Genomic DNA, 14,461 nt, shown 5'->3' with positions numbered 1-14,461 from the left:
ACGCTACCTTGTAAGTTATTCATACGGCTAAAATATTATTTTGCTGCAGGAGTCCATACTTTATCTAGTGCACCTAAAAGGGCATTACTTGCACCTTGTTGGCCTAAGAATTGAGTAATAACTGGAATAAACTTATTAATCATCGCTGGATCCATACCTAGTAATGAGAACACTTTATCAATGTTAGCTTGGTTGCTAAGTAGCTGACCTAATCCCATTGGTAATGAGTCCGTTAATTTTTCGGCTCCAGGGATCAGTTTTGAAAGTTCACTGCCTTGTGGACCTGAAAGTTGGCTAGCTGCTAAACCTAATAGCGCACCTGCACCGCCTGCGGCTTGTTCTGGTTTAACACCTAGTTCAGAAATAAGTGTTTTTGTTAGCGGGTTTTGTGCGACTTGGCTAACCACTTGATCTGCACTTTTTCCACCGAAAATATCAGACAGGCTAAAGGCGTAACTCATGGTGCTTGATGACAACAATGCAACTGCTGCGAGAGTCGTTACGATACGACGTTTTTTCATTGGGAGACTCCTTAGTAAAGATAAATACCGAAGTCTTTTAAATCAGAAATTGACTTGGGTACGTCAATCCTAGTGAAGATTTGTCTGGTTGCAATGATTTTTTATTATTTGTATAACCTATAGGTATAAAAAACGGCGCTATGAGCGCCGTTTATTTGTTCAAGCTTGATATCTTATAGAATATCTAATAGCTCTACTTCAAATACTAGTGCCGCATACGGAGGGATTGCAGCACCTGCGCCGCGCTCACCGTAAGCTAGGTTTTGTGGAATAGACAGCTTCCACTTAGAACCTACAGGCATCATTTGAAGAGCTTCAACCCAACCAGCGATAACGCCAGTTACAGGGAATTCTGCAGGTTGCCCACGAGATACAGAGCTGTCAAAAACAGTGCCATCTGTTAGCATACCGTGGTAGTGCACGCGTACTTGCTTGTCTGAAGTTGGAATTTCGCCATTACCTTCAACAAGAACTTCGTACTGAAGACCAGAATCAGTTACTGTAACTTCTGCACGTTGTGCATTTTCAGCTAGGAATGCTTCGCCATCAGCAGCAGCTAATTTAGCTTGCTCTTGACGTGCAGTATCTGCTGCTGTGTGAAGTTCACGTAGTGCATTGTTGATTTCATCAACTTCGATTTCTGGCATTTCGCCAGCTAGAGAAGTTGCGATACCTTGAGCAATAGCTGCTACGTTTAGGCCTTCAAGACCGCTTTGTGCTAGTTGTTGACCCATTTGTAGACCAATACCGTAGCTTGCTTTAGTCTCAATTGTATCTAGTTTAACGTCAGACATTATTGTCATCTCTTAATGTAGAATGAATTAAAGTGGGCAGGATAACAGTTTAGCCCCTATCGGGTAAATGTTTGTAACCAATATTCGCTAATTGCGTGACATATGAAGCTTTGGAGTGCTGTATATGGGAAAGGTAAATCGCCGTTCAAATAAAAAAAACGCTAACCAACAACCGCCTGTGAAACTAAACATGAGCGCAGTAAAAGCAAAGTGCAGTGAGCGTATATCTGGTGTATATCAGATATGGCAGCGTTTTCCTCGTTTTCATCGTTGGGCGTTACTTTTTGTTGTGCCCGTTTTTATTGGTGCGTTAATGTTGCCATCAGCGAAGGAACTAGAAGGCGGTGCTGGGAGTGTACCTATGCGCCGTAATATTGAATTAAATCTAGGTAATAGCGATGTTGCAAATCAGGTAAGTTCTGGGCCGAATATTCAGGTAGAAAATAACCCAGATGGTAATAGTAAACAAAGTACGCTTAAACGTACCGATGTAGTATTAGACAGTGCTGATATTAAAGAAGATTCGGGCATGAAAGCTGATGGTGGTATGGAAGATCGTGGTCCAGCCCCTGAACGTAAACCGATGACATCAAAAATATATCCGATTAATGGTGGTAAGGTTTATACCATTGATACAACAACCCATAAGCCAGTTGTTGTATCACGAGTCGCTAAGTCTCAAACAACATCCGTTGTTGCTAAACAATCAGCAGGTGTTGCTGATCATTGGTACAGCTATAAAGTGCCAGCTGGGGATACGTTAGCCAATATTTTCCGTAATAAAGGATTACCACTCGGTGATCTTTATGCTATTGCGAAAGTTGAAGGCGCGGGTAAACCGATTAGCCGTATTCAAGCAGGGCAAACATTACGTTATCGTCAAAACAGCCGTGGTGAAATTAATGGCTTACAAATTTTAGGTAATGGTGTTTCTGCTTCATATACTGTTAATGCGAATGGCCGTTTCTATCGTCAATAAATTTGCAATGGTTATACGTTAAATTAATAAGCCGCCAGTTAAGGCGGCTTATTATTTCTAAGTGATAAATGTTTAATCCGCGTTATGGCTCATGCTCTGTGGTGAGCGACGGATTTTAGGCCATGGTGCCATTGGAAGAATGATCAATAGAATACCTAAGCCAGTGAGCAGATCGGGAATCTCGTCAAACCAGAGATAACCAAATATAGCGACAAAAATCAGCCCAGAATACTCCGCAAGTCCAATCTTATAAGTCTCACTTTGACGGTAAGCCGCAACACAACAGCCTTGATAACCTAATGTAAATAACGCACTTGCAGCAATCAATAACCATTGTTTGGGCTGTAATGGCTGCCAATATTGGTAGGCTAATAGGCTTGATATGGGTAACGATAAAATACCTGTCCAAAATAGGGTACTGATAATCGGTTGTTGTGGGGGCAGCTTACGTACTAAAACATTGTATAGCGCTAATGTTGAGGCGGTGCCTAATGCGGCAAATGCGGCCCAATGAAATTGATCGGGGCGTAACACAATGACGATGCCAATAAACCCGACCGCAGTTGCTAATACTTTTTCTTTATTTGGTCGTTCACCTAATACCAGCATTGATAATGGCAGCATGAGTAACGGTGCGGCGTAAAATAAAGCATTGGCGGTGGCTAATGGAAGGTAAGTTAAAGCAATCAGTAGCATGCCGCTACCTGCTAATACTAGATGGGCACGGATTGCATTCACCTTCCAATGCCCAATATCACGCTGAGCGGGGGTTAATCGTAACCATAATGGTGCAATTAGGATCACGCTTAATAATTGGCGAATAAACATGTACTGAAATGCTGATACGCTACCGTCTAATAATTTTACCGCCACATCAGACAGTGACGACGATAAATTACCGCAAATTAAAATAGCAATACCGATTGAAACCGCAGACCAGCGCATTAGGTGGGATCTTGTAATAACTGCATATCAACATGGGGAATGCCATCTTCAAGGTACATGTCTGAAGTTTGGGTAAATCCATGTGATTGATAGAACGCCACCAAATATTGTTGAGCGCCAATTTCAATTAACTGTTGTGGCCAAATTGTTTCTGCATGGGTTAATCCTTGACGTAATAATTGATGACCTAAACCATGTTTACGCTGACTTGGTGTTACCACTACTCGCCCAATACTGACATTATCATAAGTGACGCCAGGGGCTAATAAACGTAAATATGCGACAAGTTCATTGTTTACGTAACCTAACAGATGGAACACATTTGGAGCGCGGTCGTGATCATCAAGATCGGGATACACACAGTTTTGTTCTACACAAAATATCTCTGAACGTAGTTTTAATAGGTCATAAAGCTGGTGGGTTGTTAATTCGTCAAAGGGTAAACACTGCCATGTTGTCATAGTTAACGTCCTGAATTCGGTATGATGTCGTTAGTGTACCGATTTACGTCAAAAATGAAGTTAACAATGGTTAATTTTTGGGATTAATTTCACCACTTGCGAGCCGTTTTTTGATTCGACTTAAACTAATGGAAGTAATACCTAAATAAGAAGCCAATTGGTAATCGGTTATGCGCCCAACTAACTCGGGGAAATGATCACTAAACAGTTGTAATCGTTGCTCTGGAGTATGCATGAGCATAAAGCGTTCTTTGTGCTCTTTATGCAGTAATTGACGTTCTAATAAGGTTTGATACAACGGGTGCTGCTGCTGACGCCATTGCTGAAACAGGGTAATGGGTAACATGATTAATTGGCTGGCGGATAATGTTTCTAATAAATAGGCTGAGGGCGCGTCATTAATTAAGCTTTCAAAGCCAATAATAACATCTTGATCCCAATAGAACTCTTTACTGAATTGTTTACCTTGTTCGGTTAAATAACACGCATGGCACAAACCGTTTAATAAAAAGTAGCAATGGGTTGGGATTTGCCCTTGGTGTAATAAAATATGACGAGTCGGAAGATCCAGTGGTTCAGCAACGGCAATGACATCGTTGATGGTGGCGGTATCTGCACCTAGCTGAGCTAAGAAAGCCGCTAATTCAGAATGGTTATTGAAAGGCATAAGCGAGTTAATGAATAAAAAGAATGATAGTGGCAGTGTATCAAAAAAATACCGCAACCAAGGCTGCGGTATATAGATATTTTATTGAGGGGAATTATTTACGCGTTTGAAGATCTAATTGATAAATAGCAAACCCACCCGGCGTGGTGTTGACTTGTTGCATTGGGTATTGGCCTTTATCTTTAATAAATTTCGCTGCTTTATCACTGTTCGCGGTTTCAAATTGAATATTTAACTTCTTATCACTTTTTAGTGGTGTGAAGTGCCAGTTATTATCTGCACTTGGAACAACTTGACCTTTCTGTTTGCTCACGCGACTGATGTAATCTGATAATACAGTGCGGTTTTCATCCGGTGAGGCAAAGGCAACGAATGCTTCACCTGTACCTGCAAACTTACCACTGTATGCGCGGTAATTATTGGTCGCGATTAAGAACGTCTGCTCTAAATCAATCGGCTTTCCATTAAAACTTAAATCTTTAATACGATTCGCGGTTGGGTTAATCAGTTTACATTCACCGTCGTATTTTGCTGGTTGTGAAATATCAATGTTGTATTTCACGCCATCAATGACATCAAAATTGTAAGTACGGAAACCATCCCAGTTAATAAGTCCTTGTGGCTTCTCACTGTTAACATCAATTTGATTAAACTGTGCCGCGGAACATTCTAGCCATTCTTGAACATCTTTACCTTTTACCTTCATCGCGACAAGGGTATTTGGGTACAAGTATAAGTCAGCCGCGTTACGGAATGTTAGTTGGCCTGCTTCTACTTCGGTGTAGTTACCTGCGTCATTACCACGACCGCCCGCTTTAAATGGGGCAGCTGCTGACAATACAGGCAAACCATCAAGATCGGGGTCGCCTTGAATAAAGCGTTCAACGTAATCTTTTTGTGCCAAGTTAACAATTTGTACTGTTGGGTCGTCTTGAACCAAGGCTAAATAGCTGTACATCACATCACTGGCTTTACCAATCGGTTGGTTAACAAAGTCACGGGTAGCGTTATGATCAATTTTTACTGCCGCGACTAATTTTGGATCGGCTTTGATTAATGATTTTTGGTTGGCTTTATCAAAGATAGGACGTGCTTCAGTTTGGGCTGAGGTTACTTTCCAGCTATTACCTTCTTTGTCTAACACCAAATCCATAATACCCACGTGATCACCCCAACGACCGGGCATTACCGCCGGAATACCATTGATGGTGCCTTTGTTGATATCAACACCGGGTAGACTTGCAAAATCTTTACTTGGGAATACCGCATGTGAGTGACCAAATGCAATCGCATCAATCCCTTCAACTTGAGTTAAGAAGTAAACCGAGTTTTCTGCACCGACTTTATAAGGGTCAGCTGAAACGCCTGAGTGCGGAATGGCAATAATTATATCAGCGCCTTCTGCCTTCATTTGCGGAATGAATTTCTCAGCAGTTTGCTTAATGTCTTTTACTTCTACTTTGCCTTCAAGGTTGTTTTTATCCCACACCATAATTTGTGGTGGTACAAAGCCAATGTAACCAATTTTTAGTTTTTGGTTATTGCCGTCGTTGTCTTTAAATGTGTAGTCCTGAATAAGGTAAGGCGTAAATAAGTTTTTGCCCGTTTTTAAATCATAAACATTGGCATTGATATAAGGGAAGTTTGCCCCTTCAATACTGGTGTTTAGGAAATCAATACCATAGTTAAATTCGTGGTTACCAATATTACCTACCGCATAACCGAGTTGGTTCATCACTTTATAAACAGGATGCACTTCGCCTTTTTTAATGCCTTTTGCTGCCATGTAGTCACCCATAGGGCTACCTTGCAACAAATCACCGTTATCGACTAACACACTATTAATAACTTCAGCGCGTGCTTTTTCAACCAAGGTCGCAGTACGGACTAACCCTGTTTTATTAGTCGGCTTATCTTTGTAGTAATCGTAATCCATTACATTTGTATGAATATCTGTTGTTTCAAGAATACGTAATTTAATCGTTTCTGCATTTGCGGGGCTAGCCAGTAATAGCAAGCCACCTAAAACAGCGATTGATAAAGGCTTAACAGATAGTGTCATGTGTTTCTCCAAAGGGTAGGTAAGGAAAGCGTGCCTAAAATAACAAATCTTATGCGGTTACTATCTGAACCCGTCACATAATTGTGCTTTAACTCTCATTTTTTATATGCATAACCATTATTAAGCGGTGAAAGAATCGCAATATTTGATTCAAAACGAAATGGTGCTGATTCAATTAAGAAAGAAAAGGCATAACTTAGGTTCGAAGTGATATTTGAATATCCTCCATTTTGCTCACTATTAGCTATTTATGTTTGGTTTGTATTTATTTGCGGTTGATCATTCTATTCGGTCATTAAATTAGGATTGTTTAATTAGTAACCAAACTTTTTGATATAAAAAATGAAACTTTAGAATTTCAAGTTATATCACGGGCTCTCTATAGTGGTTACAGAGCACCAAGGAGAGTTAGTAATGGATTATTTACCAATATTTGCGGATTTAAAGCGTCGACCATGTTTGGTTGTCGGTGGTGGTAATAGCGCATGGCGCAAAACACGGATGTTATTAAAAGCGGGTGCTGATGTTGGTGTGATTGCAACTAAGCTGAATGCTGATTTTACTGCGGCGATTGCTGCTAATCAGATCCGTTTTGTTGGTGATACCTTTTCGCCCGAGAATCTTGATGGGATTTTTCTAGCCATTGCCGCAACACCACATAAAGCGCTGAATGCTCTGGTTTACCAATCAGCCAATCAACGCCAAGTATTGGTCAATGTGGTTGATGATACTCAACGTTGCAGTTTTATTGTGCCTTCTATTGTTGATCGCTCGCCAATCATTGTTGCTATTTCATCATCGGGTAAAGCGCCCGTTTTAGCGCGTTTATTACGTCAAAAACTAGAAGCAACACTGCCACAACATTTAGGCAAAATGGCGACCATTGCGGGTGGCTTTCGTGATTATATTGCCACCCAGCTTTCTACCTTTTCTAGCCGTCGCGCCTTTTGGGAGCAAGCATTTAATGGTCGCTTTGCAGATTTGGTTGCCGTGGGTCGTCATAGTGAAGCCCAACAAGCATTAGAACAACAGTTACAACAGCACACGCCACCTGTTGGGCAAGTTGCGTTAATTGGTGCAGGTCCTGGTGATGCGGGGTTACTAACTTTACGTGGTTTGCAATTAATGCAGCAAGCGGATGTGGTGTTGTATGACTACCTTGTTTCCGATGAAGTCATGGCGTTGGTACGTCGTGATGCAGAACTTGTTTGTGTCGGTAAAAAAGCCGGTTTTCACAGTGTGCCACAAGAACAAACCAACCGATTGATTGTTGAATATGCCCAACAAGGTAAACGCGTTGTAAGGCTTAAAGGGGGGGATCCGTTTGTATTTGGTCGTGGTGCTGAAGAATTAGAAGTGCTAGCAGAAGCTGGGATTGATTTTCAAGTTGTTCCCGGTATTACGGCCGCAGCCGGTGCCACCGCTTATGCAGGCATTCCATTAACCCACCGTGATTATGCTCAAACAGCGATGTTTATTACTGGGCACTTAAAGCCGGATGGTAAACAACTTGATTGGTCAACGTTGGCGCGTGGTAATCAAACCTTAGTGATTTATATGGGGCTAATGAAATCCAGTCATATTCAACAGCAATTATTAGATCATGGCCGCGCCCCTGACACTCCAATCGCGATTATTGAACGAGGCACACAAGCCACTCAGAAAGTATTAACCGGACAATTACATGAACTCGCTGATTTAGCACAACATGCTGCATCACCATCATTAATTGTTGTCGGTGAAGTCGTAAAGTTATCACATAAATTAGCTTGGTTCACAACCAAGGAACAGTTACAGCCGCAACCTGAAGCGGCAGTGAAACTGGCATAACATGGAGAGAGTGATGGACCCGAAACGTTTAACCCACCTCAAACAGCTTGAAGCTGAAAGTATTCATATTTTGCGTGAAGTCGCGGCTGAATTTGATAATCCAGTAATGATGTATTCCATTGGTAAAGATTCGTCGGTGATGTTGCATTTAGCCCGTAAGGCTTTTTATCCGGGCAAAATCCCATTTCCATTATTGCACGTTGATACCACTTGGAAATTTCGAGAAATGATTGAATTTCGAGACCGTGCCGCTAAAAAATACGGTTTTGATTTGTTGGTACATCAAAATCCAGAAGGGGTAGCGATGGGGGTTGGACCTTTTACGCATGGTTCATCAAAGCATACCGATATCATGAAAACCCAAGGCCTAAAACAAGCACTTGATAAATACGGTTTTGATGCTGCGTTTGGTGGTGCTCGGCGTGATGAAGAAAAGTCACGTGCGAAAGAGCGAGTGTATTCATTCCGCGATAAAAACCACAGTTGGGATCCAAAAAATCAACGCCCTGAATTATGGAAAACCTATAACGGTCAAATTAATAAAGGCGAAAGCATTCGTGTGTTCCCGTTATCCAATTGGACTGAGCTCGATATTTGGCAATATATATTCTTAGAGAAAATTGAAATTGTGCCACTGTATTTATCCCAAGTACGCCCTGTTGTTGAGCGAGATGGAATGTTAATCATGGTTGATGATGAGCGACTCGAATTATTGCCGGGTGAAACGATTCAACAAAAAAGTGTCCGTTTTAGAACATTAGGTTGTTATCCATTAACGGGAGCGGTGGAATCAACGGCTGATACGTTACCGGGGATCATTGAAGAAATGCTGGTGGCGACCTCCAGTGAACGTCAAGGACGAGCTATCGATCACGATCAATCTGGCTCAATGGAATTGAAAAAACGCCAAGGTTATTTCTAAGGAGAGAATAATGAACAGTGTCATAGAACAACAGGTGGCAGAGCTTGGAATCGAAGCTTATCTCGATCAACATCATAATAAGTCACTGCTACGATTTTTAACCTGTGGCTCCGTAGATGACGGTAAAAGTACCCTCATTGGCCGTCTGCTGCATGATTCTCACCAAATTTATGAAGATCAACTAGCCGCAATTCATACTGACAGCCAAAAAGTCGGTACCACGGGTGATAAGCCTGATTTGGCATTATTAGTTGATGGATTGCAAGCTGAGCGTGAACAAGGGATCACCATTGATGTTGCTTACCGTTATTTCTCGACCAAAGCGCGTAAATTTATTATTGCTGATACCCCAGGGCATGAGCAGTACACCCGTAATATGGCAACCGGTGCTTCAACCTGTGATGTGGCGGTTATTTTAATCGATGCCCGTAAAGGGGTATTAGATCAAACCCGTCGTCATTCTTATATCGCCAGTTTACTCGGTATTCGCCAATTTATTGTGGCAATTAATAAGATGGATTTGGTCGATTTTGATCAAGCTCGTTTTGACGATATTAGTCAGCAATACCTCCAGTTTTCAAAAAAACTCAACCCTAAGATCAATATTCAATTATTGCCATTATCTGCCTTAGATGGCGATAACGTTGTTAATCAAAGTGCCAAGATGCCGTGGTATCAAGGCGAGCCGTTATTAACGTTATTAGAATACGTCGATTTGTCGAAAGATGATGATTCTGCAGACTTACGTTTTCCGGTTCAATATGTGAACCGTCCTAATCTTGATTTTCGCGGCTTTGCTGGCACATTAGCGGCAGGCGAATTACGAGTTGGACAGCGAGTGACTGCATTACCGTCAGGAAAAACATCCACCGTAGAGCGAATTGTAACCTTTGATGGTGATTTAGCATCAGTAACCAAAGGCCAAGCCATTACCGTTACCTTAGCAGATGAAATTGACATTAGCCGTGGTGATACGTTGATCGCAGCAGAAGATGAAGTGCCGCTAAGTAACAATGTATTGGCAGATATTGTGTGGATGGGTGAAACCGCATTAACGGCTGGACGTCAGTATGATATTAAAGTGGCAGGTAAAAAAACGCTAGGCAGTGTGAGTGCGATACGTCATCAAGTTGATATTAATAGTCTTGATACCTTTGTAACCGAGACGTTACCCCTTAATGGCATTGGTTTATGTGAGTTCAACTTACACGATGCGATTGCTGTTGATAGCTATCAAACCTGTAAAGATACTGGCGGCTTTATCATTATTGATCGATTAACCAATGTCACTGTTGGTGCAGGCTTAATTCGTGAACCATTAGCAATAGATAAAAGCAGTCGTTATTCAGCGTTTGAAGTTGAATTTAATGCGCTGGTTCGTAAGCATTTCCCGCATTGGGATGCAAAAGATATCGGTCAATTACTGGAGTAATGTGAATGAGCTGGGAACAAGCTACTGTGCTGGCAATGCTAGTAGTGATTATTCTCTGCTTGCTCACTACGAAGATTAAACCCGCGTATTTATTTGCTGGTAGTGCGTTTATTGGTTTTCAAGCAAACTTAATTGAATTGCCTGCCATTGCCGCAAATTTTACTAACTCATCATTATTAACTTTAGTGTTATTAATTTTAGTCTCCATTGCTCTTGAAAAAACTCGCTTAATCAGTTGGGTTGGGCGGCAAATTTCACAAGGTGGCCATAGTACCGTTGTGGCGAAGCTAGGACTATCAACCGCGTTGTTATCATCCTTTACCAATAATACTGCGGTAGTTGTATCGTTAATTGGGGCGATAAAACGTAATCAACGCCATGCCCCCTCTAAATTATTATTGCCTTTATCGTATACCGCTATTTTAGGGGGCACACTGACCTTAATTGGTACATCGACTAACCTTATTATTAATAGCTTTGTTGAAGATGTCGGCTTGCCGAGTCTTGGTTTTTTTGCCCCGACCATGATTGGCTTAGCGGTATTAGTCATCGGGTTAATGATTTTAATTCCGCTGAGTTATTTTTTACCGGACAACGATGACGACAGTGAAGAACAGTTACCTTATTTTTTAGAAGCACGCGTAAAAAGCGATTCATCATTAATTGGTAAAACGGTAGTTGAAAATGGACTGCGCGCATTACGGCGTTTGTTTTTGGCTGAGCTTATTCGCGACGGTAAGACGGTAGCTCCTGTTTGCCCCGATACCCAATTACAAGCTGGTGATCGATTATTGTTTTGTGGCGATATTGAAAGTGTCACCACCTTACAAGAAATAGAAGGGCTACATCTATTTGGTCAGCATCATCTTAATGGTCAATCGATGATGGAGGTTGTGGTCAGTCATTCTGCTGCTATTTGTGGTAATACCTTAAAGAGCACTCAATTTCGTGAAAACTTTGATGCGGTCGTGGTCGCCATTCGTCGTGGTCATGAACGGTTAGCTGGTGGCTTGGGTAATATTGAATTACGCGCGGGTGATACATTAGTTATTGTGCCGGGGAAACTGTTTAACCAAAAGCAAACCAAGCTTGAGCGTGAATTTGTATTGGTTAATGGTCTTGATTCAAGCGCACGTTTAGACCGTTACCGCAGCACAACAGTATTAGTTGGTTTTTTAAGTGTGATTGTATTGGCTTTAGCTGATTGGCTGCCATTGATTAAAGGGTTAGCCGTTTATTTGGTACTGCTGGTGGGATTGGGGATTATTTCCTTTGGTGAACTTCGACGTCGATTTCCGATTGATATTGTAGTTATTGTTGGATCAGCATTAACGCTGGCGCAATTAATGATAGCCAGTGGTTTATCACAACAAATGGGCCAAGTACTTATTACCGCATTTAATGGCTGGGGAGTGTATGGTGGTTTAATTGCCATTTATCTACTCACATTAATTCTTACTGAACTGATCACCAATAATGCCGCCGCCGCACTGGTATTTCCCATTAGTTATAGCTTGGCGTTGGGTTATGGTGTCGATCCTATGCCTTTTATTATGGCGGTGTTATTTGGCGCGAGTGCGAGTTTTATTTCACCGTATGGTTATCAAACCAATCTACTCGTTTACAGCGTCGGTAATTATAAAATTAGAGATTATATTAAACTTGGATTACCGCTCTCGATTGTGTATTCCACCGTAGTATTGATCTTGATCCCAGTCGTCTTTCCCTTTAACTAAATTAACAATGGAATATGTTATGAATACGACAACGAAGTCCCATGCAGACAATAATATTGTCTGGCATAGTTATAGTGTGACTAAAGAGCAACGAGGTCAGCAAAAACAACAGCAGCCTTGCGTGTTATGGTTTACTGGATTGAGTGGCGCTGGTAAGTCGACAGTTGCTGGCGCTCTTGAACATAAACTCTTGGCATTGGGTTATCATACTTATTTATTAGATGGTGATAATGTTCGTCATGGGTTGTGTAAAGATCTTGGATTTTCAGATCAAGATCGACGTGAAAATATTCGCCGTATTGGTGAGGTCGCCACATTAATGGCCGATTCGGGATTAATCGTACTGAGTGCATTTATTTCACCTCATCGTGAAGAAAGACAATTAGTTCGAGATTTACTGCCACAAGGTGAGTTTATTGAAGTGTTTGTTGATACCCCTTTGGCTGAATGTGAAAAGCGAGATCCTAAAGGACTGTATAAAAAGGCACGAGCCGGTGAAATAAAGCAATTTACAGGTATTGATGCTGAGTACCAACCCCCCTTACAACCTGAAATTCGTCTCGCAGCGGATAGTCATAATATTAATGAGTTAGTTGAGCAATGTATTAATGCTTTACGAAGTCGACGTATTATTGCTTGATAACCGGAGTACTGTAAGTGACAACATTACTTGATGCTATATACACCATCGCATTGGATGCGGGTAAATCAATAATGACGCATTATCACAGTAATATTACTGTTGAAAATAAAGCCGATAATAGTCCCGTTACCATTGCTGATCTTGCAGCAAATGAAATTATCATTAATCAGCTACAACAACTGACCCCCGATATTCCTATCTTATCTGAAGAGTCGCCACAGACTGATTGGCAACAGCGTCAATATTGGCAATCCTTTTGGCTGGTGGACCCATTGGATGGCACCAAAGAATTTATCAATAAGAATGGTGAGTTCACCGTTAATATTGCGCTGATTGAAAATGGAAAACCTATTTTAGCGGTTGTCTATGCTCCCGCACTAAATAAAGCATGGCTGGGTGATGGGAAAACAGCTTGGCTTGTGACTAAAGCAGGTAAAGAAGTGATTCGTCTTCTACCTTCTACTATACCGACGGTGGTAGGTAGCCGCTCACATCCATCGGTTGGGTTAGAGGCTTATCTTCAACAATTAGGTGAACATAAATGGATAGCGGTGGGATCATCATTAAAGTTTTGCTTAGTGGCGGAAGGACGTGCTCAATATTACCCGCGTTTCGGACCAACCATGATGTGGGATACCGCTGCTGGTCAATGTATCGCTGAAAGTGCGGGCGCTACAGTGAATGATCTGGACGGTTTCCCTATTCGTTATGATCGTGAACCCTTATTGAATCCTTGTTTTGTTGTCTCATAATCATTTGAAATTAACCAAAAGTCATTGATTGATCAAATAGTCAGCAGTATTTTTAAATTACGACTATCAATTAAAGATGTTGTTGTATGAATATTGAGTCTTTTATGGCTTTTGGTTGGTATTACTAGCATTTACATCAAAAAAGCAAATAAACAATTGTTATCCTTTCTGTTCCTTCTATAATGCAGCCCAACGACACGGAATACCTACGGTTAGTAAGTTACTTACAACCTGTGTGTAACTTGTCGATAAGCGGTTTGTAAAAAATCATTGCGGTAATTGACGATTATTGTCTTACATTAAGCTATGAAAATCGCAGTCTTGATTCGAATATTATTCGAGTGGTTAAAATTATAATCTATTTTTAACACAGGGCAGGTCAATAAAGGGTTTGTTAAATCTAATTTAAAAAACTTGTTGACTTTAAACTGGCGCGGAGTAGTATACGCAGCCTCAGCCAATACGATGTATTGTGCTAACGTTCTTTAACAATTTGACCATGCAATCTGTGTGGGCACTCACTGAATGGTTAAGTCGAAAGATTTATCAATAAACTGAGTGACCAATACAAAATGACCCAATCTATTTATAGAGAAGATTGTTTTGGCACAGTTATTTAATTATCATTCTTTGAATGATAAAAAGCTTTAAAATTACACTCTTTATTTATAAAGAGTTGGTATTAAAGTCAGTATTTATTGAGCCGTCTCGAAAGAG

General features: G+C 41.1%; 13 protein-coding genes. 7 read left to right on the top strand and 6 right to left on the bottom strand.

Annotated elements, in window-relative coordinates:
• Window positions 1-35: 35 nt before the first annotated feature.
• Window positions 36-521, bottom strand: a complete 486-nt coding sequence (locus tag GLP24_RS17520) for a DUF2780 domain-containing protein (RefSeq protein WP_101770071.1) — start codon at window positions 519-521, stop codon at window positions 36-38.
• Between the two features lie 173 nt (window positions 522-694).
• Window positions 695-1,315, bottom strand: a complete 621-nt coding sequence (locus GLP24_RS17515) for an FKBP-type peptidyl-prolyl cis-trans isomerase (RefSeq protein ID WP_101770070.1) — start codon at window positions 1,313-1,315, stop codon at window positions 695-697.
• Window positions 1,316-1,439: 124 nt separating this feature from the next.
• Here GLP24_RS17515 and GLP24_RS17510 point away from each other — a divergent pair, with 124 nt between their 5' ends.
• Window positions 1,440-2,294, top strand: a complete 855-nt coding sequence (locus GLP24_RS17510; protein WP_232616330.1) for a LysM-like peptidoglycan-binding domain-containing protein — start codon at window positions 1,440-1,442, stop codon at window positions 2,292-2,294.
• A 72-nt stretch (window positions 2,295-2,366) separates the two neighbouring features.
• Here the strand turns inward: GLP24_RS17510 and GLP24_RS17505 are convergent, their stop codons facing one another.
• The 4 genes from GLP24_RS17505 to GLP24_RS17490 form a co-directional block, all read right to left on the bottom strand.
• Window positions 2,367-3,239, bottom strand: a complete 873-nt coding sequence (locus tag GLP24_RS17505; RefSeq protein ID WP_152654307.1) for a DMT family transporter — start codon at window positions 3,237-3,239, stop codon at window positions 2,367-2,369.
• A complete protein-coding gene (locus tag GLP24_RS17500; RefSeq protein WP_232579529.1) occupies window positions 3,239-3,700 on the bottom strand; it encodes a GNAT family N-acetyltransferase in 462 nt (153 codons plus the stop codon). Before GLP24_RS17500 ends, GLP24_RS17505 begins: the two co-directional genes overlap by 1 nt.
• A 70-nt stretch (window positions 3,701-3,770) precedes the next feature.
• Window positions 3,771-4,367: a Crp/Fnr family transcriptional regulator gene (locus GLP24_RS17495; protein ID WP_232577966.1), complete on the bottom strand. Its 597-nt coding sequence runs from the start codon at window positions 4,365-4,367 to the stop codon at window positions 3,771-3,773.
• 94 nt (window positions 4,368-4,461) lie between these two features.
• Entirely contained in the window at window positions 4,462-6,429 is a 1,968-nt protein-coding gene (locus GLP24_RS17490) for a bifunctional 2',3'-cyclic-nucleotide 2'-phosphodiesterase/3'-nucleotidase (RefSeq protein WP_152654310.1), read from the bottom strand.
• Window positions 6,430-6,843: 414 nt separating this feature from the next.
• On the opposite strand from GLP24_RS17490, the gene cysG reads away from it, so the two are divergent.
• From cysG to cysQ, 6 genes are read left to right on the top strand one after another with little or no spacing between them, the layout of a single operon-like run.
• Complete coding sequence (cysG, locus tag GLP24_RS17485) at window positions 6,844-8,259, top strand: siroheme synthase CysG (RefSeq protein WP_232584316.1); 1,416 nt, start codon at window positions 6,844-6,846, stop codon at window positions 8,257-8,259.
• A 13-nt stretch (window positions 8,260-8,272) separates the two neighbouring features.
• On the top strand, window positions 8,273-9,181 hold the full coding sequence (cysD, locus tag GLP24_RS17480; RefSeq protein WP_232576339.1) for a sulfate adenylyltransferase subunit CysD: 909 nt from the start codon (window positions 8,273-8,275) through the stop codon (window positions 9,179-9,181).
• 10 nt (window positions 9,182-9,191) lie between these two features.
• A complete protein-coding gene (gene cysN / locus GLP24_RS17475; RefSeq protein ID WP_232616329.1) occupies window positions 9,192-10,613 on the top strand; it encodes a sulfate adenylyltransferase subunit CysN in 1,422 nt (473 codons plus the stop codon).
• Between the two features lie 5 nt (window positions 10,614-10,618).
• Window positions 10,619-12,349, top strand: coding sequence for an SLC13 family permease (locus GLP24_RS17470; RefSeq protein WP_232616327.1), 1,731 nt, complete (start codon window positions 10,619-10,621; stop codon window positions 12,347-12,349).
• A gap of 19 nt (window positions 12,350-12,368) precedes the next feature.
• Window positions 12,369-12,989, top strand: coding sequence for an adenylyl-sulfate kinase (cysC, locus tag GLP24_RS17465; RefSeq protein WP_045038932.1), 621 nt, complete (start codon window positions 12,369-12,371; stop codon window positions 12,987-12,989).
• A gap of 17 nt (window positions 12,990-13,006) precedes the next feature.
• Window positions 13,007-13,744 (top strand): 3'(2'),5'-bisphosphate nucleotidase CysQ, encoded by a 738-nt coding sequence (gene cysQ / locus GLP24_RS17460; protein WP_232616326.1) that lies wholly within the window; start codon window positions 13,007-13,009, stop codon window positions 13,742-13,744.
• The last annotated feature ends 717 nt before the right edge of the window (window positions 13,745-14,461 follow it).

Origin of the sequence: Photobacterium carnosum, from assembly GCF_021236965.1 — a bacterium.
Classification (GTDB): domain Bacteria; phylum Pseudomonadota; class Gammaproteobacteria; order Enterobacterales; family Vibrionaceae; genus Photobacterium; species Photobacterium carnosum.
Note: the sequence above shows the minus strand (reverse complement) of the source record. Positions and strands in the feature narration are given on the sequence as shown.

What these genes read in the sequence shown, in the direction of transcription:
- GLP24_RS17520 (WP_101770071.1), bottom strand. Translation starts at nt 521, where the DNA reads ATGAAAAAACGTCGTATCGTAACGACTCTCGCAGCAGTTGCATTGTTG.
- GLP24_RS17515 (WP_101770070.1), bottom strand. Translation starts at nt 1,315, where the DNA reads ATGTCTGACGTTAAACTAGATACAATTGAGACTAAAGCAAGCTACGGT.
- GLP24_RS17510 (WP_232616330.1), top strand. Translation starts at nt 1,440, where the DNA reads ATGGGAAAGGTAAATCGCCGTTCAAATAAAAAAAACGCTAACCAACAA.
- GLP24_RS17505 (WP_152654307.1), bottom strand. Translation starts at nt 3,239, where the DNA reads ATGCGCTGGTCTGCGGTTTCAATCGGTATTGCTATTTTAATTTGCGGT.
- GLP24_RS17500 (WP_232579529.1), bottom strand. Translation starts at nt 3,700, where the DNA reads ATGACAACATGGCAGTGTTTACCCTTTGACGAATTAACAACCCACCAG.
- GLP24_RS17495 (WP_232577966.1), bottom strand. Translation starts at nt 4,367, where the DNA reads ATGCCTTTCAATAACCATTCTGAATTAGCGGCTTTCTTAGCTCAGCTA.
- GLP24_RS17490 (WP_152654310.1), bottom strand. Translation starts at nt 6,429, where the DNA reads ATGACACTATCTGTTAAGCCTTTATCAATCGCTGTTTTAGGTGGCTTG.
- cysG (WP_232584316.1), top strand. Translation starts at nt 6,844, where the DNA reads ATGGATTATTTACCAATATTTGCGGATTTAAAGCGTCGACCATGTTTG.
- cysD (WP_232576339.1), top strand. Translation starts at nt 8,273, where the DNA reads ATGGACCCGAAACGTTTAACCCACCTCAAACAGCTTGAAGCTGAAAGT.
- cysN (WP_232616329.1), top strand. Translation starts at nt 9,192, where the DNA reads ATGAACAGTGTCATAGAACAACAGGTGGCAGAGCTTGGAATCGAAGCT.
- GLP24_RS17470 (WP_232616327.1), top strand. Translation starts at nt 10,619, where the DNA reads ATGAGCTGGGAACAAGCTACTGTGCTGGCAATGCTAGTAGTGATTATT.
- cysC (WP_045038932.1), top strand. Translation starts at nt 12,369, where the DNA reads ATGAATACGACAACGAAGTCCCATGCAGACAATAATATTGTCTGGCAT.